The following is a 25,703-nucleotide window of genomic DNA, read 5'->3' as shown; positions in this document are numbered from 1 at the left end:
TACATTCTCTCTGTTTTTGTGAGATATCAAGTGGAAAAATCATCCAAATTAGATCGTGTTCGTGCGGACTACAATGTTCATTATTGGAGCCAAGGTTTTTATGGCATTGATGACCATGGTGAAGTGACCGTGTCACCAAGAAAGGATAATGCTCATCCGACCGCATTGAGCTCGATAGTCAAACAACTTGAAGCTCGTAATCTTAATCTTCCGGTATTGGTTCGTTTCCCACAGATTCTGCACCAACGTGTGCACAATATTTGTGACGCTTTTAATCAAGCGATTGAAGAGTGTGATTACCCTAATAAATATTTGTTGGTCTATCCGATTAAAGTGAACCAACAAAAAGAAGTAGTGGACGAAATATTAGCCAGTCAAGCTGAACTCGAAACTAAGCAATTGGGCCTTGAAGCAGGCAGTAAACCCGAGTTGCTCGCCGTGCTAGCGATGGCGCAACAAGCCAGTTCAGTGATCGTTTGTAATGGTTATAAAGATCGCGAATACATTCGTTTAGCGTTAATCGGTGAAAAATTAGGTCACAAAGTTTTCATCGTCTTGGAGAAGCTTTCAGAACTCGACCTGATCCTAAAAGAAGCCAAGAGTCTTGGCGTGAAACCTCGTCTAGGGCTCCGTATTCGTTTAGCGTCGCAAGGGGCGGGTAAATGGCAATCCAGTGGCGGTGAAAAATCCAAATTTGGTTTAGCAGCTTCACAAGTGTTAACAGTGGTCGAGCGTCTGCGAGCTGAAAATCAACTTGAAGCTTTGCAACTGGTGCACTTCCATTTAGGTTCACAAATGGCCAACATTCGTGACGTACGTAATGGGGTCAATGAAGCTGCTCGTTTTTATTGTGAGCTCAGAGAGCTTGGTGCGCAGATCGATTACTTTGATGTCGGCGGCGGTTTAGCGATTGATTATGATGGTACGCGAAGCCAATCATCGAACTCGATGAACTATGGTTTACAAGAATATGCACGTAACATTGTCAATGTTGTGGCCGATATGTGTAATCTGTATGAGCAACCGAAACCGATCATTATCTCTGAATCCGGTCGCTCAATCACCGCTCACCACGCGGTGTTGATTACCAATGTTATTGGTACTGAAGCGTATATGCCTGAGCAGATCAGCGAGCCAGAAACGGATGCGCCGGTGCTGATGCAAAATATGTGGCGTAGTTGGGAAACCTTACGTGAAGGTACCGATGCACGTGCATTAATTGAAATTTATAATGATACGCAAAGTGATTTATCAGAAGCGCATACTCTGTTTGCTTCGGGTGTGATCAACTTACAACACCGTGCATGGATTGAGCAGCTTTCACTGCGTATTTACTATGAATTACGCTTGAAAATGAGCACTAAGAACCGTTTCCATCGCCCCATTCTTGATGAACTGCAAGAAAGATTAGCGGACAAATTCTTTGTCAACTTCTCTTTATTTCAATCATTACCGGATGCATGGGGTATTGATCAAGTGTTCCCTGTGCTTCCTTTGTCCGATTTACAAAATGTTGAAGATCGCCGTGCCGTCATGCTAGACATCACCTGTGATTCAGACGGTGCGATTGAGCAGTACGTTGAGGGGCAGGGGATTGAAACTACCCTTCCGGTACCGGCTTGGTCAAAGGATAAACCGTATTTAATGGGCTTTTTCTTAGTGGGTGCTTATCAGGAGATTTTGGGTGATATGCACAACCTGTTTGGTGATACCCACAGTGTGGTGGTCAATATTACTGACAGCGGAGATGCGGAAATTACCTCGATCAATGAAGGCGATACCGTAGAAGACATGATGCGCTATGTGCATATTGATGTTGATGCGATTCGTGCTAATTACCGTCAATTGGTCAGCCAACGTGTGGCGGCCGCAGAGCAAGAGATTGTTTTAGCAGAGCTAGAGCAAGGCTTGAGTGGTTATACTTATTTAGAGGATTTTTAAATGAATGATTTGTTTACGAAAACTGATTATTCACTCTACTCCAATGCGATGACTTTTGTCCGTCGTCCGTATGTGAGAAACCCGATTGATAGCGATGCAGATGTGGTCGTACTGGGTGTGCCGTTAGATATGGCGACTTCAGGTCGTTCTGGCGCTCGTATGGGGCCAGATGCGATTCGTCGTGCTTCAGTGAATCTTGCTTGGGAAGGAAAAAAATTCCCATGGGATTTCAACTTATTTGCCCAGACGAAAGTGATTGATGCTGGTGATTTAGTGTTCGATTGTGGCGATGCGGAAGATTTTACCTATCGCCTTGAAGCGGCTGCGGGTGAAATCATCAAAAATGGTAAAACCTTGTTGGCTCTCGGAGGCGATCACTTTGTGACCTTACCGATTTTGCGTGCTCATGCTAAGCAGTTCGGTGAAATGGCGCTGATTCATTTTGATGCACACACTGATACTTATGCCAATGGCAGTGCTTATGATCACGGGACGATGTTTTATCATGCACCGAAAGAGGGATTGATTTCCCCTAAACATTCGGTGCAAATTGGCATTCGCACTGAGTATAAGCAAGAAGGGCATGGTTTTAATGTTATCAATGCTATGCAAGCCAACGATATGTCGGTGGAAGAGATTGTGCAGCAAATTCGCATTATCATTGCAGACAAACCGGTATATTTAACCTTTGATATTGATTGCCTCGATCCTGCATTTGCTCCAGGTACTGGTACACCCGTGTGTGGCGGACTGAACACCGATAAAATTTTGAAAATTATTCGTGCATTGAAAGGTATCAACTTAGTCGGGATGGATGTGGTTGAAGTCGCTCCGGCCTACGATCAAAGTGAAATGACCGCGCTAGCGGGGGCTACCATCGCACTAGAATTGCTGTATGTATGGTCAGCCAATCAAAATAAAGCCTAAGTGGTTTGGCGCATCTACTTTCAAACCGAGTCAACAGACTCGGTTTTTTGTTAACTAACGCACACATTCTCAGTGATAAAGACGAATTATTGGCACTTTTCGCTTTTCCAGTGGTTAAGTATGGGAAGGCTTGTTACGTTCATTTACACTACTGTAAGAGTGAGTAAAGAAAAACAGGGTAATCTAGTCAGTTAGTTATACTATTTTTCTCTTTGATTTTGGGATGCGAGTTATGAAAAATATCAAGTCTATTGTCGTTTCTGCGACGTGCTTGTCTTTTATTCCCCTGGTAAGTGATGCAACACCGATTGTGGTACCCAATCCTCCGCAGCTTTCTGCGAAAGGTTATGTCTTGATGGATTACCATACGGGTACGGTTTTAGTTGAACATAATGCTCATAATAAATTGAATCCAGCGAGTTTAACGAAACTGATGACGTCATACGTTGCCGGACAAGAAATGAAGCGGGGTAACATTAGCCCTGATGATCAAGTGGTGATTAGCCAAAGAGCATGGGCGAGAAACTTTCCCGATTCCTCAAAAATGTTTATTGAGGTCGGTACCAAAGTCAATATGATGGATTTGTATCGCGGCTTGATTGTTCAATCTGGTAATGATGCGAGTGTGGCTATCGCAGAACACGTAGCGGGCTCTGAAAATGCGTTTGTTGATTTAATGAATTCTTGGGCTGCAACGCTTGGGCTAACTAACACGGCGTTTACTAATCCTCATGGCTTAGACAGCTCAGGTCTATACAGTACGCCTTATGATATTGCTAAGCTGGCGCAAGCGATTATTCGTGATCTACCGGAAATTTACCCGCTCTATAGTGAAACGTCGTTTACTTATAATGGCATCACTCAATATAACCGTAATGGTTTATTACGTGATCGGAGCATGAATGTTGACGGTATGAAGACTGGGTTCACTAGCGGGGCTGGTTTTAGTCTAACCACCTCGGCGACCAATGGTAACATGCGGTTAATCTCAGTGGTTATGGGTTCCAATAGCGCTAAAGGCCGAGAAGCCGATAGTAAGCAGTTGCTAAGCTATGGCTTCCGTTTCTTTGAAACCATAGCGCCTCATCAAGCTGGAGAGCCGATTGAGCAGGCGAGAGTGTGGATGGGCAAAAAAGATCAGTTACCTGTTGGGGTCGCTGAGACAACCTATTTAACTGTGGTTAAAGGTGAGTTACCTAAGCTCAGTGGCTTGATCGAAATGAATAAGGATTTACAAGCTCCGATCCAAAAAGGTGATATTGTTGGTAAAGTGATTTATCAAGTCGATGATCGCAAGGTCGGTGAAGCTTCCTTGGTGGCTTTAGAAAGCGTTGAGCAAGGCGGTTGGTTTAAACGAACCTTAGATAGAATCAAACGTTTATTCGCAAGCTGGTTTTAAAATCCCTTCATCATGAATGACACAGCAGAGAAATTTTTTCTCTGCTGTGTCTCTTTTCTATGTATGGTGATGCAAAGGAGGTTAGGTTATCGATATCTCTAGTGCTCGCTCATCCTATTTATCGCTTGATCAATGTATTTAATGAGCTAGCTATCGCCAGCGGCCGAGTGATATTAAAAATTAAGTTAAATAAATTTAAACAGACCTTAACTTCCCACTGACATCATCACGGAGCCTTTTTGTCATCCTGTGCAATGATTACCTGTTGCACTCGTTAAAGGATAAATAATGGAGTTTAGCGCTGAAGACCGCCAAGCCTTATACAACGTATGGATGTCACAAAAAGCCAAAATGCATTTAACTCAGATGCAGATGGCGAAACGACTCAACTTAACCCAAGTAGAGTTTTCTCAACTTCTGCGCGGTGATAGTCCTTTGTCGATGACTTTTATTAGCCAGTTTTGTCGACATTTGCATATTGAACCCCATATGGTGATACCAAGTTTAAAAACGGCGGCTGCTTATAATCAGCAAGCGATCAGTTTAACCAGTCGTGTGATCATTGATGGTGATATTCAGCATGTGTCAATAGAAGGTAATCAAGTGATTATTGAATATGTTCATTATGCTTAATGGTTGTAAAGAATAAGGTCCGGTAGTCTAAAAATTAAAAAAATTCTGATGGGCTAATACATTGAGGCTGCAATGCTGAGGGGTGAGATGATGTGGTTGGCCCCATCATCATCAAGTAATGCAGAAATCTTACTTTTATTTTAAAGCATCAATCTAGAGAATAAAGCCTACTCGGTGTTTGAACTTTGTTCGGTTCGGTTGTCTATTATACTGCATGGTTCATTTATTGATCACTTGATTGATAAATCACATTTTTTTATTGACCTTGCTGAGGAATACGGTAAAGTACGCCTCGTTCTCAGGGCAAAGCCCGAAAGAGCAGATGGTGTTGCCATACCGCAATTTGCGTTGCCCTGGTGGTGAAATTGGTAGACACAAGGGATTTAAAATCCCTCGACTTTCGAGTCGTGCCGGTTCAAGTCCGGCCCGGGGCACCATCAGCCAAGATAGAAACTGATACAAAGGCGCGTTGGCAGAGTGGCCATGCAGCGGATTGCAAATCCGTGAACCTCGGTTCGACTCCGGGACGCGCCTCCATATTTTAAGTAACCAGCCTAGATGCTGGTTTTTTTGTCTCCGTTGTTTCTAATTTTTCATTTATATCGCCGCGATATTAATCTCTCTATTTAACTTAATGATATTGAGTGCGGATATTCCAATTAGAAAAAAGCCAGCCCATTAATCGTGGCTGGCTTTTTTATTTTGATCAGATGGATTAAGAGTAAAGCGCTTGCTCGGTTCTTAATCCTTTGATTAAGCTTACACACATCAGTAGCAATACAAAGCTAAAAGGCAGAGCTGTGGCGACGACGCCGGATTGCAGCGCTTGTAGCGCCTCTGAACCCCCAACCCAAAGTAGTACGGCAGCAATTGAACCACCAACCGTTGCCCAGAATATACGTTGTAATACCGGAGCATCCACTTTTCCTCCTGCGGTAATACTATCGATGACCAGAGAACCAGAATCGGCTGAAGTAATGAAAAAGATCAGGATCAGTACGATCGAGATCAGCGATAAGGCGTTACCGAGCGGTAATTGCTCGTAGACATGGAATAATGTTAACGAAATATCGGTTAATCCATGTGTGCCTAGCTCTCCGATTTGGTTAGAGACCTGCTCTAAAGCGATCCCACCAAACACTGACATCCAAACGATGATCAGTAAGGTTGGAATAAATACCACCGCAAGAATAAATTCACGTACCGTCCTGCCTCGTGATACCCGCGCAATAAACATGCCGACAAAAGGTGACCATGATATCCACCAAGCCCAGTAGAAGACCGTCCAACCATGCATCCAGATTTCATCATCACGACCATGAGGATTACTTAGGGGAAGAATGTTTTTTACGTAAGCCATGAAGGTCGCAGGAATCGATTGTAGCGTGGTATTAAAGCTAACACTGATAATAAAAATCAATAAAGCGAGAGCAAAAGCCATATTGATATTACTCAATACTTTAACGCCGCCATTGATACCGCGTACCACTGAGATGATGGCAATCAAGGTCACAAAGACAATCACGGCAAATTGCATCCCGATCCCACCTTGGGTACCAAACACGTAGTTAATACCACTTGTGGCTTGCTGAGCGCCTAAGCCTAATGAAGTCGCTAAACCAAATAAAGTGGCTAATACGGCCATAATATCAATAATATGACCGAGCCAGCCCCATGCACGGTCACCAAAAATAGGATAAAACACGGAACGAATGGAGAGTGGGAGGCCTTTATTAAAAGAGAAAAAACCTAATGCTAAGGCGACAATCGCATAAATCGCCCATCCGTGAATCCCCCAGTGAAATAACGTTGCACCCATGGCAAGAGATTTTGCTTCTGGTGTATAAGCCTCGACATTAAAGGGCGTTCCCCACCAATTGGTATAATAAGCGGTTGGCTCAGCGACACTCCAAAATAATAAACCGATGCCCATGCCTGCAGCAAAAAGCATCGATAGCCACGATATTCTGGAATGATCAGGGGTTGCGTCTCGTCCACCAAGGCGAATTTTACCTAAAGGGGAGATCATTAATCCCATAGCAAAGAGCAGGAAGAAATTGGTTATCCACATGAAATAGGCATCAAAATGTTGAATAATGCCATTTTTAAGTGTGTCGAGTGCAGATTTGGCTATCTCCGGACCGACCCAGATGATGGAGATAAGAAACAGTAGAATGAATCCGGCACTAATACCGAAGACAGGATTATGAACATCAAATCCCCATTTTTGTACATTGTCTCTACCGACATGGTAATCGGTCGTTTCAATGCTGTATTTGTTAAAAGCGTTTTGCATACGATGACTCAACAAGTGCTTCGCATTCGTCACTCGTCTACGTGTAGACAAGTGATGAATACGTCAAAAGGTAAATAAATGATTAGAGTACAAATCATTTTTCGATGCAGATAATAGCGACAATTTTGTTTTAAAGTCAAATTTATAAATTTTTATGCTGTTTAAAATACTAAAATAGTTGCTTATTTTATGTGAGTGAACATTGTTCGCTGTGGTAAAGTTTGCATCATCGGTGGACGAAGTGCGATTGTTGATAGTCCGCTCTCGTATTTCCGAAAACGCCAAGTCATTGGGGCTATGTTGAATTTGATAAAATAAGCAGGATGAGATGGAAAAAATTGCCATTTTGGTTGATGTACAAAACGTTTATTACACCTGTCGAGAGCGATACGGGCGTCACTTTAATTATAACCAGTTCTGGCAACAAGTGACTCAAGGCCGTCACGTATTTAAAGCGAACGCTTATGCGATTGCCAGTAAAGAGCCTCAACAGCGGCAATTTCATCATATTTTACGCGGTGTAGGTTTTGAAGTGATGCTAAAGCCTTTTATTCAACGTAGTGATGGCAGTGCGAAAGGAGATTGGGATGTGGGAATTGCGCTTGATGCCTATGAGCTAGCTCAGCAAGTCGATACGGTTGTTTTAGTGTCCGGTGATGGGGATTTTGAACCCTTGGTTGAACGTATTCAGCAGCGCTTTCAGGTTAAGGTTGAGGTTTATGGTGTACCAAGACTGACGGCACAAAGTTTAATTGATGTCGCCAGTCAATTTGTTCCGATAGAGCAAGCTTTATTGCTGTAATCCGTTATCCGCCTGCTGTTCAGCATCGGTAGTTACGGTTTCTAAAGCGGCTTGTTCTGCTTCTAATTTGGCGCGCTCCGCTTTAGAAATATAACGAGGTTTATTGGTGCCATGTAGCTTGGCGTTTTTCTTTTTAAGATGCTTTTGTAGTGTTTGATTAATTTTCTTTTTACGGTTCATGCTTCTGTGCTCGATGACGATCAATTTAGGGCCAAGTGGCCCTAAAGCCGCGCAGCATACTGGTTTTTAAGGGCGAACTCAATCAAGTTTATTGCGTGTTGTTTATTCTCCAGCTACCCATTGACGTTTGGTTTTCACGCTGGCCAGCAGCATGTACACATGTACAAACAAGTGATCAATAACGTCACAAAAAGATAACCAAGTAAGCTTTGATTGGTGTAGATAAACCAATCAGCGATAACGGGCCCTAATACAGAGCCGATACTGTAGCTAAACAGCATCACTTGAGTGGCTGAGACAATGTAATGGGCATCTAATTTATCGCAGCCTAAATTAATCGCAATCGGGTAGAGAGCAAACGTTGCCATACCGAGCACAAACAAACTGATCGCGAGAAGCGTAACGCTACTGTCTAATAATGGTAATACCGCCGCAGAAGCGCCTAATAAACAAAAGAAAGCCATTAATAAGGTTCTGCCAAGATGCTTAGATAGCCAAGGAACAATCGGTTGTACGACCATCGCACCCAGAATAATTAATGCCATTAAGCTGCCGATTTCTGAGTGACTAATGCCACGTTGTGTCAACTCTATTGGCATCAGTCCATAAATAGCGCCCAATATCAGCCCTGAAACTAAACAGCCAATGATGGCAGCATGACTTAATTTGGTCATTTGTTTCCAAGACAGACTTTGTCCTGCTTCGGTAGACGGTTGATCAGATTGACCAAAGATTAAAATCACCGTTGCGAAGCATAATAAGGAGCCAATCGCAATAAATGGGATTAAGCCATTAACGCCTAAGTATCCAATCCCTAATTGTCCCATCGCTGTACCGCCATAGAGCGATACCATGTAAATACCTAATCGTTTTGCGCGGCCACTTTCATTACCATGCAGTAACCACGACTCAACTACAACGAATACCCCCGCAACAGCAATACCAGCGATAAAACGTGCACCAAGCCAAGTTAGACTATTGGCAAAAACGGGCAAAATCACGATAGACGTTAACAGCACTAATAGACAGCCAATGAAAGTATTGCGATGTCCGAAGCGATTGACTAACTGCTCCATAAACAGCGCGCCGAGCAATAAACCGGCATAAAACACACTAGCTAGCCAACTGGCTAAAGAGAGTTCCAACCCATAATGTGGCAGCATGAGTGGGATGACACTCATCAAATATCCTGAAGCGACGGTATACAGTGTGAGCGCAATAACCGGTACTGAAATACGATGAACGGGAGAAGTAATCATGTCCATAGTTATCGCCTCGAATTAAGAATAGGACTGGGTTTCGCGGCGAATATGGGACTTAAAAATAGAAAGGTAAAACGAAAAATAATGCTCATGACGATAAAATAAATTTATCAAGTCATAAGCTATGATTAAGCGTAGTAAAGTTGGCATAATCGGCGGTGAAATGCCAACTTTAAATGTTATTTTACGGGATAATTTATTTGGTTAATGCTTGGTTTAGCCATTGTTCAAACTGACTTTTTGGTAACGCACCATTGAGAACATCGACTCTTTTGCCTTGTTTAAAGACCATCAGGGTGGGAATGCTACGAATCTGATATTTTCCTGCCAACGCCTGTTGAGCTTCAGTGTCGATTTTTATAAATCTCACTTGCCCTTGACGTTCGACGGCTACGTCATGAAAAATGGGGGCAAAACCGACACAAGGATTACACCAAGGAGCCCAAAAGTCGATGACGACCGGTTGTTCACTGGCTAATAGCGCTTCTAGATTATCCGCTGTACCTTCAATCGGAGCCCCATCAAGCAGTGCGGCTTGGCATTTTCCACAGCGCGGGCTTTCAGAAACTCGGGCTGTTGGGATACGATTAAGCCCATGGCAAGCTGGGCAGCGAGTGGTGAACGTTGACATGGTTTCCTCTTTTAGTTTTGTTGCTTTGCCGATCAGCGCTTAACGTGATTAGGCAAATCAGCGTATACTAGTCGTTTTGTTAGGTGAATGCGCTTAACATCGCCAATAATAAATGAATGCCTATCTCCTTGCTATTTGATCAATCTTACCAGTAGCAAGAGCATAACAACGAAAAGCAGGATTATAATGACTCAATATTATGCTGAAATTACCGGTTGGGGTAAATGTTTGCCACCGGCCACGCTCTCAAATGATGATTTAAGCACCTTTTTAGAGACTAATGATGAGTGGATCCGCACTCGCACTGGGATTGAATCTCGCCGCATTAGCCACGTGAATACCTCAGAGTTAGCTACCGTAGCGGCTCAACACGCGATTGCTTGTGCCGGGATTGACGCTCAAGAGATTGACTTGATTATTGTTGCCACTTGTTCGCCCGATTCTCTCATTCCTAATATCGCTTCAAAAATCCAGCAGAACTTAGCAATAGATAGCGCAGCCGCTTTTGATCTTAATGCAGCCTGTACCGGTTTCATCTACAGTTTAGAAACTGCCACTCGCTTGATGCAGGCAGGTCGCTACCAACATGCTTTAGTGATTGGCGCAGAAAGACTGTCTTTTTATATTGACTGGACCAAACGCGATACCGCCGTTTTATTTGGTGATGGTGCCGGTGCGGTAGTGTTGAGTCGTACAGAGCAACCGGTTGGGTTACAAGAAGCCAAAATTGGTTGTGATGCTCAAGGGCGTGATATTTTGGCGGTGCCGAAGTTTGGTAGCTCAATGGATCGCTTTGCTGCCGACAATGGTTATTGGGCATTTGATTTCGTTGGTAAAGAGATCTTTAAAAGAGCCGTTAAAGGCATGGGCGCGGCGGCGCAGCAAGTGTTAACCACCAGTGGTTTAGCTCAGCAAGACGTGGATGTGGTCATCCCACACCAAGCCAATATCCGTATCATTCAAACGTTATGTGATTTATCGGGTATTAGCCAAGATAAAGCGTTTATTAATATTCAGAAATACGGCAATACGTCGGCGGCAACGGTGCCGATTGCCCTGTGTGAAGCATTGGAACAAGGTAAGATTCAACCCAATAATAACGTGTTACTCGCCGCGTTTGGTGCAGGATTAACTTGGGGCGCTGGCCATATTAAATGGGGCTCACGGGTAACGCCTCTGGGCAGTAGTGATGCACAATTACCATCCTGTGAGCAAAGCGCACTGCAATTGCTAGAAAAAGCGATTGAACATTGTCAGCAGCGGCCACTATCTCAATAGCCGCTGAGCAGCAACGGCAAATCTGTTCGGTGTCCGTGGATTAGCGTCATCGTTGATAGCCAGCGTCAATGGATACGCTGGCTATCGCCTTTTAGGCTAACGCCATTGCCAGCAGTGTGATCGGGTGAATGCTTTCGGCAGTGGTGTTTTCTTCTATCTGCCATTTACAGGTTTCACAGTCGGTCACCGCAAAATCTGCGTTGGCGGTGTTGATCGACTCAAATAGGTGTGAGCCGATCTTCATCGAAACATCGTAGTTTTCCGCTTTAAAGCCATAAGTGCCCGCTAAACCACAACACTCACTGTCTAAAATCACCAGCTCTAAACCTGGGATCATTTTCAGAAGTTCAATAGTAAAAATAACATTACCACTGCGCTCCAAATGACAAGGAGTGTGATAAACCACTTTGAGGTTAACGGGTTTCATCTTCGGCGCATTGCCACTCATGAATTCTTTGAGTAGAAAACGCGTGACATACTCAATGCTTGCCACGACTTGGCTATTATCAACGCCTAACACATGCGGATACTCTTGTTGCAGAGTAAAAGAGCAGGTCGATGAGGTTGAGAGTACCTTAGTCTGTCTCTCCAAGACGGCCGTTTCTAAGCTTTTGACATTCAGTAGAGCATTACTGCGCGCTTTATCGTGAAAGCCATTGGCAATCAAAGGTACGCCGCAGCATTTTTCTTTATCCAACAAGCTGACGCCGATGTTCATCGCGTTCATTACCCGAACAAAGTCTTTCCCTAACTGAGGATGATTGTAATTGACATAGCAACCATGAAAGTAACTGACTTGGCGGTTATAGCTGGCTTGCTGCTGTTTTTGTTGTTTGAACCAACGGCGAAAGGTGCCATGAGAATATTTCGGTAGGGCTTTGTGATCATGCACACCGATGGTTTTGTGCATGATTTTTTTGACCAGAGGTAGCGAGGTGGCAAAATTGACGACTGGTGCAAAAGGCGTAGCGAGGGAGCCAAATAAATCGGTATGACTGAGCACATAATCACGCATTAACTTCGGATTGAATGGCTTTTTACCATACTTGCCTCGTGCCACGGCAATCAGGTCGCCAATCCGCACGCCAGAAGGGCAAGCGGTTTCACAGCGCTTACAGTTGGTACACAGTTTTAGTAAGTCATCGTAGTATTCCGCGCTTTTGATCCGCAAACGCTCGCCATCTGGGCCGCATTGTTTTGGCCCAGGGTACAGTGGATTCGCTTTAGCAACGGGGCAGTACACGGTACACACGGTACATTTGATACATTGATCAAATGAGGTGTTTTTCGGTGCATTGGCAATAAAGGAATGATTCATACCAGAGCCTCCTGAGTTGAAGCTTGCGCTTGCCATTGAGCGATAATTTGTGACGTAGCATGATAAGCAGTTGCAATCGCGACGCCACCACCACAACCTTCAAACACCGGATCATAACCTGCGAGCATAGAGCCGCAGCAATAGAGGTTATGGATAGCCTCCCCCTGACGGCTAGGGTTTAATGAGGCGGTCGTTGTGACGCCAAATGTCATAAAAGGGTGAGAGCACTTAGCAAAAAAGTCGTGATTACGCCATTGTGCCCGCTCTTGAGCACTTTCAACGTCGAGTTGGAAAATAGGCTCACTGATCCCCTGATGGTTAGCTGCTAAGCCTTGGCTAAAATAACTTCCTGTCGCCATGAGAAAATGATCAGCATAAAGCGCCATATCGGTCAGGTTTTTGGTGTATATCGCGTTCAATCGATGGTGATTAAACTCGCCTTTGGTGACTTTATCGCCTTTTAAATGTATACCACCAAGGGATAAGAAAGCACGACTGAGCGACTCCTCAATCCGGATCCCCATCAAAGAAGGTGGCATGGTCGGAACTTCATGCAAGGATAATCCAGTAGTGGCGTGTAATTTATCGAGTAGGTGCAATCCGTCACCGTTACCCATGATCGCTGGGAGAATTACCAAATCATCACCGGTGGCTACTTGCGTTAATTGATCACAAAACGCTTGCCATGCCTTGGGCTGCTTGAGCAACCTTGCAATATCAATTGAGCGCAGTTCATGAGGATTATGGCGCAGTTCAGCAAAACCAGGAATCGAGATCGAAACAATGGTACTGGGAATGGTTGAAAATTCAGGTAAATAACGTAAGTTATCTTGTAGCATCGGCGGTTGAAAATCGCGGTAACCTTCGATGGACACCAACACAAGCCGTTTAAAATCGCACTGTTTTTTATGTTGATATACATAAGGCTGCGAAAGCCAAGTCGCTTTAAGCGTTCCCATTGAGGTGATCCGCTGATGATTACTGTGATCGGCTTGATGACTTAATGGCATCCCATGTTGCTGAAGAGTATGTTGAAACCACAGTAATCCTTGCTGGCTGATCGCTGCCCCAATCTTACTGTAAGGATGTTCCGGAGCTTGTTGAGCGAGCTGTTGGATTGCTTGAAAAGGAAACTCAACGGCGCTACCGCAGGGTAGTTTACCTAAGACATCAATCGAACCTGATGAAAAATGCAGCGCGCTTTGTCCTTGGCTGATCAGTGTGGTTTTTAAGCCTGCTTGTAAGCAGCGGATCCCTGCACTATAACCTGCAATCCCAGCGCCGATAATGATCACGTCATACTTCATCATAGCGTCTCCTCCTGGCTCGATTGAATAGAAGGATGAGGAAGATCGCTGGCACCCAATAATCCTTCATAGATCCAATAACTAAATTCTGCCTCGCGCAGTGCATCGCCCCAGAAAATCGGTTTAATGCCTTTCCAGCGCTCTTCTAAAAATTCCACCAACAGTTGGCTTGATTGTTGACCAGAGACACCGCCATAGTCTTGAAATAAACTGGCGGCTCGGTAACTGCATAATTCACCTTGGCATGGCCCCATGCCAAGGCGCGTGCGGCGGCGTAAATCGACGAGATTATTAACATCTAACTGCTTAATCGCGTATTCAATCTCACCCGCGGTGACCATTTCGCATTCACAGATGATGGCTTGGCTTTTACTGTTTGCCGATAAAAACTGCTCAGCTCGCTCACCGTGACGATAAAGCGCCGATTCATAGACGGGTTTTGCTAAGCTGGCGGTTTTTTTGACCGGCTTTTCGGCTTGATTTGAACCAGGAAGAGGGCGGGTATGGGTAGAGCATGCCACCGTATTGCCCAATTTTTTGGCAACCATATCGGTGGCCCATTCGGCCATTAATCGATAGGTCATCAATTTGCCGCCAGTAATGGTGGTTAGCCCTTTCAGGCCATCGCGTTCTTGGTGGTCTAACAATACAATCCCGCGGCTGATATTACGTCCACTACCATCATCATCGACCGCCACTAACGGTCTTACCCCTGCGTAGGCACGTAATACCCGAGTGTTGGCCATGATCGGAGCCAACTTCGCCCCTTCAGAGAGCAAAATATCTACTTCTTTCTCGCTGACGTGTAGATTGTCAATCTGGTCGTAGTCAATGTGTTCGGAGGTTGTGCCAATCAAAGAAATGGTATCACCGGGGACTAAAATATCGGCATCGGAAGGTTTACGACAGCGATTAATCACTAGGTTATTGATGCGATAGTCGAGAATGAGTAGCGATCCTTTGGCTGGGAACATCTTGATATTCAGATCAGCATACTCACAGATATTTTGTCCCCAAATTCCAGCCGCATTGATCACTTGCTTAGCAACAATATTAAATTGACGATGAGTACTAAGCTGCAGGCAGTGAACGCCGAGTACAGTATCACCTTGGCGAATAAGACCAGTAACTATGGTGCGGTTAAGGATCTGTGCACCATGCTCTTTGGCATCAAGTACATTAGCGGCACATAATCGAAAAGGATCTAAGGTACCATCGGGGACTTGTACGGCGCCAATTAAAGCAGGGTTAACATTCGGTTCAAGACGCAGCGCCTCTTTAGCGCTGAGTTGTTTGGTGGCAATGCCCGCCGAGTGGCAAGCGTTAATAAAGGTTTCTTGAAACGTAATATCATCTTCGGGCAGTGTGATGAACAGACCTTCCGTTGCTTCCACACAGTGCTTAGCAATCTGTTTTAAAATTAGGTTCTCTTGGATACACTCTTTAGCAGATTCATGATCAGTGACGGCGTAACGAGCGCCAGAATGAAGTAGGCCGTGGTTTCTTCCGGTTGTACCTGAGGCGATATCGTCTTTTTCAACCAGAATGCATCGAATACCACGCAAAGCGCAATCACGCATAATCCCGGTTCCCGTCGCTCCGCCACCGATGATCACCACATCGGTTTCGATGGTTTGCTTCGTTGTCATGCTCATGACCCCTGCCTTAATTCTATTTACAATAAACTTACCATTAGTGTGCCATTTTAAGTTGAATATGTTCGATAGATTGCTCACAAAAGTTCGAACGAAAGATTTTTGGTGAGTGGTTATCGTCAAGTTGCTTATAGATAGCAAATGGATAAACAAAATAGATGGGATTAGATGATTTTTATTTACTTATTGTTCACATGAGTTTTCGGCAGGAAAGCAAAGCAATATAACGAATGTAAACGCAAATTTTTGAATACGAGTGAATAAAAAGTGCCATTGTTCTTGATGTTAACTATCGATCTCTTCTCTACTATTCATCAGTTTTGAGCTTTTATTTTGATATATCGCCGACGTTTATATTAATTTTTTCGGATATTTAGTTGTAAATATGTCGTTCATCGTTCTTATGATATTCATCTCACCACGTGAGCGATGGTCGCTAAGAACGACGATTTCTAACCATAATGGCGAGGTTTTCTGAGATCAAAATATGGCTCTAATTAACAAAAATTACTCTTATTGATTACAAAATTGTGTTCGAACGCTCATTTGTGAGGTTTTTTAATTTTCGAAGTGATCTTTTTGTGCGAGATTTTGCCCCGTATCACCCTATGACGGTGTGCAATAACGGTGTAAACGGAAAAGGACACTTACTTATGGCTCGAACAAAACAACAGACTCTTTTAGGAGAGTGTATCGCAGAGTTTATCGGCACAGGATTGCTGATATTTTTTGGCGTAGGCTGTGTCGCTGCGCTAGTACTGACTGGAGCTCAATTTGGTCAGTGGGAAATTAGTATTATCTGGGGACTTGGGGTCGCCATTGCTATTTATTGTACCGCAGGTGTTTCTGGTGCACACATTAATCCAGCGGTAACCATCGCTTTAGCTGCGTTTCATGGTTTTGATAAAGCGAAAGTGTTGCCCTACATTATCGCACAACTGCTCGGTGCATTCTGCTCTGCGGCGCTCGTTTACGGCTTGTACAGCAACCTTTTTGTCGATTATGAAATCGCCCACAATTTTGTCCGTAGCAGTGAAGCTGGTTTAGCCACCGCAGGGATTTTCTCGACCTATTCTCATCCTTCTCTTTCTTTTCTAGGAGCGATATCGGTTGAATTTGTGATCACCGCCGTGCTGATGTTTGTCATTCTCGCTCTCGGTGATGAGAATAATGGTGCGCATCGCAACGCGATGAACCCACTATTGATTGGTATTTTGATTGCGGTGATTGGTGGCTCGCTTGGCCCACTAACTGGCTTTGCAATGAACCCAGCTCGTGATTTTGGACCTAAATTATTTGCTTATTTTGCTGGTTGGGATTATGCCCTAACGGGTGCAAAAGAGATCCCATACTTTATTGTGCCGATTATTGCGCCGATTGCTGGAGCTTGTTTTGGTGCATGGGCTTACCCTAAATTTATCGCTGCTTACCTGCCAACTGAAGGAACGGGTTGCACCATACCTAATCAATGCGATGTAGTAGAAGATAACGAACAAGCACATGTTTAACGTGCATAATTTATTAACCCATTTATTAGAACGTGAATAAGGAATAGACCATGACTGAGCAAAAATATGTGGTTGCATTGGATCAAGGTACAACCAGCTCAAGGGCAGTCGTGCTTGACCATGATGCCAATATCGTCAGTGTTTCTCAGCGTGAATTTACTCAGATTTATCCACAAGCGGGCTGGGTAGAGCATGACCCAATGGAAATTTATGCTACACAAAGTTCGACATTGATCGAGGTGCTTGGTAAATCAGGTATCCGTAGTGATGAAATTGCTGCCATTGGTATTACTAACCAGCGTGAAACGACGATTGTTTGGAACAAAGAAACGGGCAAACCAGTTTACAATGCGATTGTGTGGCAATGTCGCCGCACCGCTGAAATTTGTGAGCAACTAAAATTGCGTGAAGGGCTGGAAGCGTATGTGCGTGAGAACACAGGCCTATTGCTTGATCCTTACTTTTCAGGCACCAAGGTCAAATGGATTTTAGATAATGTTCCAGGGGCTCGTGAAGACGCACAAGCGGGTAAACTCCTGTTCGGTACCGTAGATACGTGGTTAGTCTGGAAGATGACTCAAGGCCGTGTTCATGTTACCGATTACACCAACGCTTCTCGGACTATGCTATTTAATATCAACAATTTACACTGGGATGAAAAAATCCTCAAAGAGTTTGATATTCCATTAAGCATGATGCCTGAAGTGAAATCTTCTTCAGAAGTGTATGGCCAAACTAACATTGGTGGTAAAGGTGGAACCCGTATTCCTATCGCGGGGATTGCCGGAGATCAACAGGCGGCGCTTTACGGTCAAATGTGTGTCGAAGCGGGGCAAGCAAAAAACACCTATGGTACGGGCTGCTTTTTGTTGATGAATACCGGCAAAGAAAAAGTGACTTCAAAAAATGGTCTTTTGACGACGTTAGCCTGTGGGCCGAAAGGTGAACCAAGTTATGCGCTCGAAGGTGCGGTATTCATGGGGGGCGCATCGATTCAGTGGTTACGCGATGAACTAAAATTAATTTCCGATGCTCACGATTCAGAATACTTTGCCACTAAAGTCGATACTGCTAATGGCGTCTATGTCGTGCCGGCCTTTACTGGGCTAGGAGCGCCTTATTGGGATGCTTACGCTCGCGGTACTATTGTCGGTTTAACGCGTGGTGTGAATTCGAACCATATCATTCGTGCGACATTAGAAAGTATTGCTTACCAGACCCGAGATGTTTTGGATGCGATGCAAGCAGATTCAGGGATTAAGCTAGCGGCACTGCGCGTTGATGGCGGAGCTGTCGCCAATAACTTCTTAATGCAGTTCCAATCCGATGTGTTGGATACTGAAGTTCATCGTCCAAAAGTGACCGAGGTGACGGCGTTGGGTGCGGCTTATTTAGCCGGTATCGCGGTTGGTTTCTGGGATAGTTTGGATGAGCTGAAAAATAAAGCAGAAATTGATCGCTCCTTTATGCCACATCACGATGAAGAAAAACGTCAACGTCGTTATAAAGGTTGGAAACGTGCGGTGAAGTGCGCTCAATCATGGGCGGCTGAGCATCACGAAGAGGATTAAATTGATATTGCTGATGGATAAACTAGCCTTAAACTAGTGAAGATAAACCACGCGTCCAGAGTCTGTTATTTTCCGACGCGTGGTTTTTTATTGGTTACAGAGTTTAAGCGGCGTTCTGTACGCCTTCACTCTTTTTTGCATGTTGCATCCGAGCTAAAAAGTAGACATTAACACAAGCGATGAAGGCGTTGGTTGCGACCACTGGCCAAGCATCGATCATCAGTCCATAGCCGACAAATAAGCTACAACCAATAAAGTTAAGTACGCGAAGTTTTACGATGTCTTTCATCGTTAGGGAAATAGCCACCATGATAGAGGCTGCATAGCCCATAATATCAACCATATTCATATCCATTATTTGTGTGATCCTCTTGCAGTTGGCCCAAGCCGGGTCAGTCGCGCTACGCTGATTTTCACGATGAAAAATGAACAACGCTTTACCGATAATGGCTGGATTAATTTAACTAACTCAAACTATAGCAATGGTGAATGTGTGATAACACCCTCAAAAATAGCTTCGGAGAGGGTTAGCGATTACGCAAACGATTAATGCTAATAATAGTTTTGTTATTACATATTTTGTTGATTATTGAATTGATGGCAAAAGAAAGTCCGCTTGATAGCGGACTTGCATCGCGGCGAATAAATCTCATGTTTATTCAGCTTGCTCATATAAAATCAATTACTTTTTTTAGCGCCACCTTGAGTCATGAGCTTATCTTGTTCCGTTAACTCACGGATTCGGCGGCTAATATCACGACGCTCTTTAGAAATTTCAGCACTTTTAATGATGTGATCATCGACGCGATCTTCGTAGTCAGACTTCATGTTTTTCACAATCTCAATGATCTCTTCTTGAGTCATATCCGGTTTGATGTAATCGACTAAGTTTTCCAGTAAATCTACACGTTTACGGTTATCGCGAACCTTTTTCTCGTTATCGAGTAGTTCACGCTTTAGTTTGTTCTTACGACGAGCCAAGCTCACAATTTCAAATACGCTGTTCATAGATCCCTTTCCTATAATGAGTGCCACTATCTACCCAAGTGATATCAAGACGCTAAATTCAGCGTGGTACGAATGCGTTGCCTCTTGAGGTAACGTGGGCAGAGAAATTAAAACACATTGCAAAGGCGCATAACAGACCTAAGATCAAACCTCCCTCGGTATTGACTAAGAAATCACCAATAAATGGCCAGGGTGTAGATTTTATTGTATAGGGGCTTGTATTGTTTGCTTGAAATACGTTATACCCTTCCTACTTAAAGCGGTAACCAGCGGTATTTGCTCGGTTTCATGGATTCTCTCAGCGTATGGGGATAGAGTACGCCTATTGCTCTCGCTGGTCTCCGTTATTGAGTTACTTATCTTTGCCTTAACGTATAACAGGACAATACTTTGCCACTCAGTTTTTCAGACATTGTCATTCCTAAACCACCTGCGTCACACCATGAAAGCAAAGCACATCAACAGCTTCGCCAAGCTTATCTTCATGAAAGAGAACAGTTATTAGCCAGTGAGATTGAGTTAAACCGCTCGAAGGTGATCGTGATTGATGAGCAAGGAAGAGTCATACGATTGAGTTTGATGCTTGAACACTAATTGACTGTACAAGGTACAGATTCTAACTAGAAGGAAATTAACATGCATAGCGAACTGTCTGCTTTAGAAGCACGAGTCATTGGTTGTCTGATCGAAAAAGAGATCACGACGCCAGAATATTATCCGTTAACACTGAACAGTTTGGTGACCGCTTGTAATCAAAAAAGTAATCGCGATCCCGTGTTGAATTTGTCTGAGGCACAGGTGCAAGATACGGTTGAAGCGCTGATTGCCCGTCGCCTTGTCAGTGATGAAAGTAGTTTTAATCGTCGTACACCTAAATATCAGCATCGTTTTTGTAATACAGAGTTTGGCGATTTAAAACTCAATAGCCAAGAATTAGCGGTTATCTGTTGTTTGCTGTTGCGTGGTCCACAAACACCGGGGGAATTACGCACTCGTACCAACCGTTTGTGCCATTTTAATGATGTGAAAGAAACCGAAAGTATTTTAGAACAGTTACTAGAACGCGGTTTAGTGGTTAAGTTAGCTCGCGAACCCGGGAAACGAGAATCGCGTTATCACCATTTATTCTGCGGTGAAGTCGATACGCACAGTGTCGCTGCGAGTACAGAGACGGAGTTACCATTATCACGTATTGATGAACTGGAGCAACAAGTGGCGATGTTACGTCATGAAGTGGCTGAATTACGTGCGTTGATCGCCAATCATTAAGTATGTTAGCTCCCATTCAACACTCAGATTGGTGGGTCTATTTGATCCGAACATCGAAAAATGCACTATATTGTGGGATAACAACCGACATCAATCGACGTTTTATCCAGCATCAGCAGGGATGTGGCGCTAAAGCTTTGCGTGGTAAAGGCCCACTCAGCTTAGTGTGGCAGCACCATGTTGGACCGAGTAAAAGCCAAGCTTTGCAATTAGAACATCGGATCAAATGCCTGAGCAAAACGCAAAAAGAGCGTTTAGTTATGGGGGGATTTGATCTTTCCTGATCGTTGAGTTGCAGATAACCGAAACCGAGCCATAAGGAATAACAAGTGGGATGAAAATAAGACTGCTGATCGTGTTACTGAGTTGGTTTCCTATGGCCGTGTTCGCTAATCCCTCACAACTGCTGAGTGATTACTGGTCCTATCAAGCGTTTTTAGAGGCACATCCCGAGCAACAGACATTAACCGATTTATTGGCGAAAAGTGTCCAGACTCGAGCCGAACCCCTACCTCTAGCTCAAACTCGCCCAGTCACGATTTCAGTCATCTATCCCGGTCAGCAAGTGTCAGACTATTGGTCTCGTAATATTAAAGCGTTTGAAGCTCGTATGCATGAGCTTGGCATTACATATCAATTACACCAAGTTTTTACTCGACCTAGCTTAGATGCCCGTCAGCAAAGTATCTCCTTAATGGAAGCGATGCAAAATAAAACCGATTATCTGATTTTTACCTTAGATACCATGCGCCATCGAAAATTTATTGATCATCTACTGCATACCTCTGAGACAAAAGTCATTTTACAAAATATCACCACGCCCATTCGTGATTGGCAAGGTCGTCAGCCTTTATTGTATGCTGGGTTTGACCATGAAATTGGCGCTCAGCATTTGGCTGAGTTTTACCAACGCAAGCTGCCACAAGGTGCAGATTATGGGGTGTTATATTTTTCAGAAGGGTACATCAGTGAAGCGCGTGGAGACAGTTTTATCCATAATGTCAAACACCGTTTTCATTTAGCCTCGTCTTACTACACCACCGCCACGATGGAGAGCGGCTATCAAGCGACGCTCGATATCGTTAGTAATAATCCTCAAATTACCTTTCTCTATGCTTGTTCGACCGATATTGCGCTTGGAGCAGCACAAGCCTTGCGAGAACTTGAACGTGAAGATATCTATCTCAATGGCTGGGGGGGAGGTTCGGCAGAGCTTGAGGCATTGCAAGATGGCCGATTAGCGGTCACCGTCATGCGTATGAATGACGATACGGGCATTGCGATGGCAGAAGCCATCAAACGAGATCTGGCTGGTTTGCCAGTGCCACTGGTTTACTCTGGTGAATTTGAACTGGTGACTCAAAATACCACCACTGAACACATTGAACGACTCAAACAACGTGCGTTTCGATATTCTGATCGCTAATCATGACGGGAGATAATTGCAGTGCCAAGACCCATCGTGGCTGATAAAAAAAGGCATATGGCCACCCTGATTAGCCGAGCCATCGTGATGGCATTGAGCGTGTTAACGCTCGGTATTTTATTTCATACTTATCAAGTTAGTAGCCGATTAATTACGCAAGAAGTGATACGGACCACCAATCAAACGGCGAATTTGATCCAGAATATATTTAATTCTCGTCTGACTATTTTAAAAATTCATCAAGACAGCAGTGCGAAAAATGCCACTTTAGTTCATGCCTTACATGGCCACTTAACTAATGAGCTTGAACAGTATTTTCTCAGTGTTGATCGCAGTGATATCAGCCATATGGCGGACTTTCGGTTTATCGCTAATGTTACTCAACCGATCTGGGATGATGGTAATGCCCAGTTTTATGGTTTAACTGACAACACGTTTATCCATATCATTGAACAAGTCGCGTTTAGCCATGATTGGCACTTAATCACTACGCGATCTTTAATTGGCGATGTGTATCTTTTGGTTCGCCGTACGCCGATTATTGATACCGTGAGTGGTGAATCCCTAGGTTTTTTATACATCAGTGTGGTGCTGAACAATAATGTTACCTTAGTGGAGAACTTACGTGAGCGCAGTGACTCACAGCAACTGGTACTTGCTGCGGGAGGTGATGTTTTAGCCTCGACATTGATAGGGACAGAAGCTTATCAAGTGGATGAGGTGGTCAAAGAAGGCGAAGAAGGTTACGACATCCATGGCAAGTATGTGGTTAGTCGCACGCCATTAACTTTAGCCGGAGCGCCAACCTTTCTCACGGTATACGCTGTGCAGAGTAACCAAAACGCGCTCGCTCTACGTAATAATTACTTATTTTGGATGTTTGCTGTCGTTGCGGCGATCGCTGTCGTTTTCATTATTGTTCGTTGGTGGCTACAACGTAAAATTGAAAACGAAATGACGCGCTTAATGTCTTATACCCATCAAGTGGTTGAGCTACGTGAAGGTGCCTATTTCCCTGGTTCTCAAATTGTTGAGTTTGATCACTTTGGGCGCACGTTAGAAAGCACTTTTCATCAACTGGCCGAACAAGAAAAACAGTTTGAGGATCTCTTTAATTTTTCGTTATCGCCGACGCTATTGTGGACGGCCCAGGGGGGATTGATTCGCATGAATCCGTCGGCTGAGGCTTATTTCTTGAGTCATTATTCTCAACAGCATTCGCTTTTTGCCCGCGTTAAGCCTCAGTTGATTATCGCGGTTCAGCAAGCGGCACAAGGTAATATTGTCAAAGCGCTCAAAACAGAGTTCGATGGTAAAACCATTCTATGGGAATTATCACCGATCATATTGGATGAGCGGATTGTTTCGATCATTACTCAAGGACAAGATATCACGTCGATGGTGGAAGCGGAGCAGCAAAGTCGCCTTGCTCGTGAACAAGCGGAAGAGTCCGCTCGATTACGGGCTGATTTTCTCGCCAAAATGAGCCATGAATTACGGACGCCGTTAAACGGTATTTTAGGCGCTTCTCAATTATTAAAACAAAATTCGCTCACTCAGGAGCAGCAAGAGTTAGTCAATGTATTGTGCAGCAGCGGTGAGCATCTGCTCGCTGTTTTGAATGATATCCTTGATTTTTCAAAAATTGAGCAGGGAAAATTTCTGATCCAAAATAGTGATTTCCCAGTCGTAGCTATGGTTTCAGCGATTCGGCGTATCTATAACCCTTTATGCAAAGAGAAGGGACTTGAGTTGATCATTGAGTGCGCGATTGAACCGGAAATTCGCTTACACAGCGATCAAATACGCTTAAATCAGATTTTATTCAATTTACTCAGTAATGCCGTTAAGTTTACTCATCAGGGGTCGATTTGCATTAAATTAGCGCTTATTCAACAAGGCGGCATCGATAAGTTAATGATTAGCATAGAAGATACGGGGATCGGGATTGCGGCGACGGATTTACAGCGTATTTTTGCCCCTTTTGTACAAGCAGAATCGACCACGACTCGGGAATACGGAGGTAGTGGTTTAGGCTTATCGATAGTCAGCAGTTTAGTTGAATTATTGCATGGTGAGATCACGGTAAAATCAGAGGTTGGTTATGGTACGCGCTTTGATTTGCTGTTTCCTATTCGTATTGTCGTGAATGAGGAATTGAGCGACGCCGAACAGACTAATACGGATCGCTATCAATTATTTACTCAGCCTATACGCGCATTATTGGTAGAGGATAACCGTACGAATGCTTTTATTTTACAAGCATTTTGTCAGAAATATTCAATACAGGTCGATTGGGTGAGTGATGGTTTACAAGCCATTGAGCGGGTAAAGGAACAAGATTACGATCTGATTTTCATGGACAATCAGTTACCGTATTTGGGGGGCATTGATACCGCACGAATCATTCGGCATGAGATGAAACTGTCGTTACCGATCTATGCCTGTACGGCCGATGGCTTGCTAGAGACACAACAAGCCTTCATTGAGGCCGGAGCGGAATACGTATTAGTGAAGCCGCTCAAAGAAGAGATGTTTTATCAAGCGCTGTGCTTTTTTAAACAACAATGTGCTAATTCAGAGCGCTGATAGTTTTGGAACGATCAGCGCTCAAGTCGATCTTATGCAGGGGAGATTTGTTGTGCTAACCCATTAAAAATGGAAGCGAACCCCCATACCAATTTGCGGTCCCCAAATACCAGCATTGCGGACTTCAGCCGTTAATGCCATTTGTTGGGTTGAGTGGAAGCGGATGCCCGCGATAAATATCGAGTTATCTTCATTACGGCCAATACGCAGATGCCCTTCTAAGGTTTCGGTTAACCAAACACGAGTACCGACGTTGAGCTCGATCATCATATCGTTTTTATTGCCTTCTTCACGACTGCCTCGTGTGCTGTGGACGAGCATTTGTCCATAGATATCGGCAAAAGGATTAATTGGACCATTGAACCCCATTCCGACGGCGGCATCCCAATCGCCCTCAAAACGCGAATCGACTCGGCCAATGAGGTGCGAATTTTCGGTAAAATAGGTATTAAACTCTCCCCCGAATGACTCGGGGTTTAATGCCGTTCTGATTTCAAAAAAGTTGTAGTTAAAATTGTTGGCGAAAGCAGCATGAGAGGTCAGTGTTGCCAACAATAAAAGAAGGCTGCTAGAGAGTCTTGTGAGCATGAAATATTCATCCTAAGAAGAAGAAAGCGTAAAGATACAATAATCGTATGCGAATTACAGGCCATTTCAGTAAATTAATCAATCTTCTATTCAGACTTTGCTGGTAAAATAGGCG

At 44.0% G+C, this 25,703-nt stretch carries 22 protein-coding genes, 2 tRNA genes and 1 pseudogene; 15 read left to right on the top strand and 10 right to left on the bottom strand.

The window, feature by feature from the left end; genetic code table 11:
* Window positions 1–30 precede the first annotated feature (30 nt).
* The 6 genes from speA to VIB_RS13115 all read left to right on the top strand — a co-directional run bounded on the left by speA (window position 31) and on the right by VIB_RS13115 (window position 5,437).
* A complete protein-coding gene (gene speA, locus VIB_RS13140) occupies window positions 31–1,941 on the top strand; it encodes an arginine decarboxylase (RefSeq protein ID WP_004396694.1) in 1,911 nt (636 codons plus the stop codon).
* The gene (speB, locus tag VIB_RS13135) at window positions 1,942–2,868 is read left to right on the top strand and encodes an agmatinase (RefSeq protein WP_004396693.1); all 927 of its coding nucleotides are present in this window, start codon (window positions 1,942–1,944) and stop codon (window positions 2,866–2,868) included.
* Window positions 2,869–3,100: 232 nt separating this feature from the next.
* Entirely contained in the window at window positions 3,101–4,267 is a 1,167-nt protein-coding gene (locus VIB_RS13130; protein ID WP_004396692.1) for a D-alanyl-D-alanine carboxypeptidase family protein, read from the top strand.
* A 288-nt stretch (window positions 4,268–4,555) separates the two neighbouring features.
* The gene (locus tag VIB_RS13125) at window positions 4,556–4,900 is read left to right on the top strand and encodes a helix-turn-helix domain-containing protein (protein ID WP_004396691.1); all 345 of its coding nucleotides are present in this window, start codon (window positions 4,556–4,558) and stop codon (window positions 4,898–4,900) included.
* Between the two features lie 350 nt (window positions 4,901–5,250).
* Window positions 5,251–5,337, top strand: a tRNA-Leu gene (locus VIB_RS13120).
* Between the two features lie 26 nt (window positions 5,338–5,363).
* Window positions 5,364–5,437, top strand: a tRNA-Cys gene (locus tag VIB_RS13115).
* A gap of 178 nt (window positions 5,438–5,615) precedes the next feature.
* Here VIB_RS13115 and VIB_RS13110 read toward each other — a convergent pair.
* Window positions 5,616–7,196, bottom strand: a complete 1,581-nt coding sequence (locus VIB_RS13110) for a BCCT family transporter (protein ID WP_004396690.1) — start codon at window positions 7,194–7,196, stop codon at window positions 5,616–5,618.
* 328 nt (window positions 7,197–7,524) lie between these two features.
* On the opposite strand from VIB_RS13110, the gene VIB_RS13105 reads away from it, so the two are divergent.
* A complete protein-coding gene (locus VIB_RS13105; RefSeq protein ID WP_004396689.1) occupies window positions 7,525–7,998 on the top strand; it encodes a LabA-like NYN domain-containing protein in 474 nt (157 codons plus the stop codon).
* On the opposite strand, the gene VIB_RS13100 is transcribed toward VIB_RS13105, so the two are convergent.
* From VIB_RS13100 to trxC, 3 genes and pseudogenes are all read right to left on the bottom strand, one after another.
* Window positions 7,987–8,178 carry a DUF2986 domain-containing protein gene (locus VIB_RS13100; protein ID WP_004396688.1) on the bottom strand — a complete coding sequence of 64 codons (192 nt, stop codon included), beginning with the start codon at window positions 8,176–8,178 and terminating at the stop codon, window positions 7,987–7,989. The genes VIB_RS13105 and VIB_RS13100 overlap by 12 nt on opposite strands.
* Before the next feature lie 102 nt (window positions 8,179–8,280).
* Window positions 8,281–9,443: pseudogene (locus tag VIB_RS13095) on the bottom strand (MFS transporter).
* A 193-nt stretch (window positions 9,444–9,636) separates the two neighbouring features.
* Window positions 9,637–10,071 carry a thioredoxin TrxC gene (trxC, locus tag VIB_RS13090; protein ID WP_040905111.1) on the bottom strand — a complete coding sequence of 145 codons (435 nt, stop codon included), beginning with the start codon at window positions 10,069–10,071 and terminating at the stop codon, window positions 9,637–9,639.
* 186 nt (window positions 10,072–10,257) lie between these two features.
* On the opposite strand from trxC, the gene VIB_RS13085 reads away from it, so the two are divergent.
* Window positions 10,258–11,349, top strand: coding sequence for a ketoacyl-ACP synthase III (locus tag VIB_RS13085; RefSeq protein WP_004396686.1), 1,092 nt, complete (start codon window positions 10,258–10,260; stop codon window positions 11,347–11,349).
* A gap of 91 nt (window positions 11,350–11,440) precedes the next feature.
* On the opposite strand, the gene glpC is transcribed toward VIB_RS13085, so the two are convergent.
* The 3 genes from glpC to glpA are packed head-to-tail and all read right to left on the bottom strand — an operon-like array spanning window position 11,441 to window position 15,623.
* Window positions 11,441–12,667 carry an anaerobic glycerol-3-phosphate dehydrogenase subunit GlpC gene (glpC, locus tag VIB_RS13080; protein WP_004396685.1) on the bottom strand — a complete coding sequence of 409 codons (1,227 nt, stop codon included), beginning with the start codon at window positions 12,665–12,667 and terminating at the stop codon, window positions 11,441–11,443.
* Complete coding sequence (gene glpB / locus VIB_RS13075; protein ID WP_004396684.1) at window positions 12,664–13,977, bottom strand: glycerol-3-phosphate dehydrogenase subunit GlpB; 1,314 nt, start codon at window positions 13,975–13,977, stop codon at window positions 12,664–12,666. The genes glpC and glpB overlap by 4 nt, the downstream gene beginning before the upstream one ends.
* The gene (gene glpA / locus VIB_RS13070; protein WP_040905485.1) at window positions 13,974–15,623 is read right to left on the bottom strand and encodes an anaerobic glycerol-3-phosphate dehydrogenase subunit A; all 1,650 of its coding nucleotides are present in this window, start codon (window positions 15,621–15,623) and stop codon (window positions 13,974–13,976) included. Before glpA ends, glpB begins: the two co-directional genes overlap by 4 nt.
* Before the next feature lie 659 nt (window positions 15,624–16,282).
* On the opposite strand from glpA, the gene VIB_RS13065 reads away from it, so the two are divergent.
* A complete protein-coding gene (locus tag VIB_RS13065) occupies window positions 16,283–17,137 on the top strand; it encodes an MIP/aquaporin family protein (protein WP_004396682.1) in 855 nt (284 codons plus the stop codon).
* Window positions 17,138–17,187: 50 nt separating this feature from the next.
* The gene (glpK, locus tag VIB_RS13060; RefSeq protein WP_004396681.1) at window positions 17,188–18,708 is read left to right on the top strand and encodes a glycerol kinase GlpK; all 1,521 of its coding nucleotides are present in this window, start codon (window positions 17,188–17,190) and stop codon (window positions 18,706–18,708) included.
* A 103-nt stretch (window positions 18,709–18,811) separates the two neighbouring features.
* On the opposite strand, the gene VIB_RS13055 is transcribed toward glpK, so the two are convergent.
* Both VIB_RS13055 and VIB_RS13050 read right to left on the bottom strand, forming a co-directional pair.
* Window positions 18,812–19,063, bottom strand: coding sequence for a YgjV family protein (locus VIB_RS13055; protein WP_004396680.1), 252 nt, complete (start codon window positions 19,061–19,063; stop codon window positions 18,812–18,814).
* Window positions 19,064–19,386: 323 nt separating this feature from the next.
* Window positions 19,387–19,716 carry a DUF496 family protein gene (locus VIB_RS13050; protein WP_004396679.1) on the bottom strand — a complete coding sequence of 110 codons (330 nt, stop codon included), beginning with the start codon at window positions 19,714–19,716 and terminating at the stop codon, window positions 19,387–19,389.
* 390 nt (window positions 19,717–20,106) lie between these two features.
* Between VIB_RS13050 and VIB_RS13045 the strand changes: the two genes are divergently transcribed.
* From VIB_RS13045 to VIB_RS13025, 5 genes are read left to right on the top strand one after another with little or no spacing between them, the layout of a single operon-like run.
* The gene (locus VIB_RS13045) at window positions 20,107–20,310 is read left to right on the top strand and encodes a hypothetical protein (RefSeq protein ID WP_040905109.1); all 204 of its coding nucleotides are present in this window, start codon (window positions 20,107–20,109) and stop codon (window positions 20,308–20,310) included.
* 42 nt (window positions 20,311–20,352) lie between these two features.
* A complete protein-coding gene (locus tag VIB_RS13040) occupies window positions 20,353–20,985 on the top strand; it encodes a YceH family protein (protein WP_004396678.1) in 633 nt (210 codons plus the stop codon).
* 2 nt (window positions 20,986–20,987) lie between these two features.
* Window positions 20,988–21,269 (top strand): GIY-YIG nuclease family protein, encoded by a 282-nt coding sequence (locus VIB_RS13035; RefSeq protein ID WP_040905107.1) that lies wholly within the window; start codon window positions 20,988–20,990, stop codon window positions 21,267–21,269.
* A 50-nt stretch (window positions 21,270–21,319) separates the two neighbouring features.
* Entirely contained in the window at window positions 21,320–22,411 is a 1,092-nt protein-coding gene (locus VIB_RS13030; protein ID WP_004396677.1) for a substrate-binding domain-containing protein, read from the top strand.
* Between the two features lie 57 nt (window positions 22,412–22,468).
* Complete coding sequence (locus VIB_RS13025; protein WP_050782753.1) at window positions 22,469–25,000, top strand: LuxQ periplasmic sensor domain-containing protein; 2,532 nt, start codon at window positions 22,469–22,471, stop codon at window positions 24,998–25,000.
* A gap of 63 nt (window positions 25,001–25,063) precedes the next feature.
* Here VIB_RS13025 and VIB_RS13020 read toward each other — a convergent pair whose 3' ends face one another.
* Window positions 25,064–25,588, bottom strand: coding sequence for a hypothetical protein (locus tag VIB_RS13020; protein WP_040905104.1), 525 nt, complete (start codon window positions 25,586–25,588; stop codon window positions 25,064–25,066).
* Between the last annotated feature and the right edge of the window lie 115 nt (window positions 25,589–25,703).

The organism is Vibrio metschnikovii CIP 69.14 (assembly GCF_000176155.1).
Lineage (GTDB): Bacteria > Pseudomonadota > Gammaproteobacteria > Enterobacterales > Vibrionaceae > Vibrio > Vibrio metschnikovii.
Note: the sequence above shows the minus strand (reverse complement) of the source record. Positions and strands in the feature narration are given on the sequence as shown.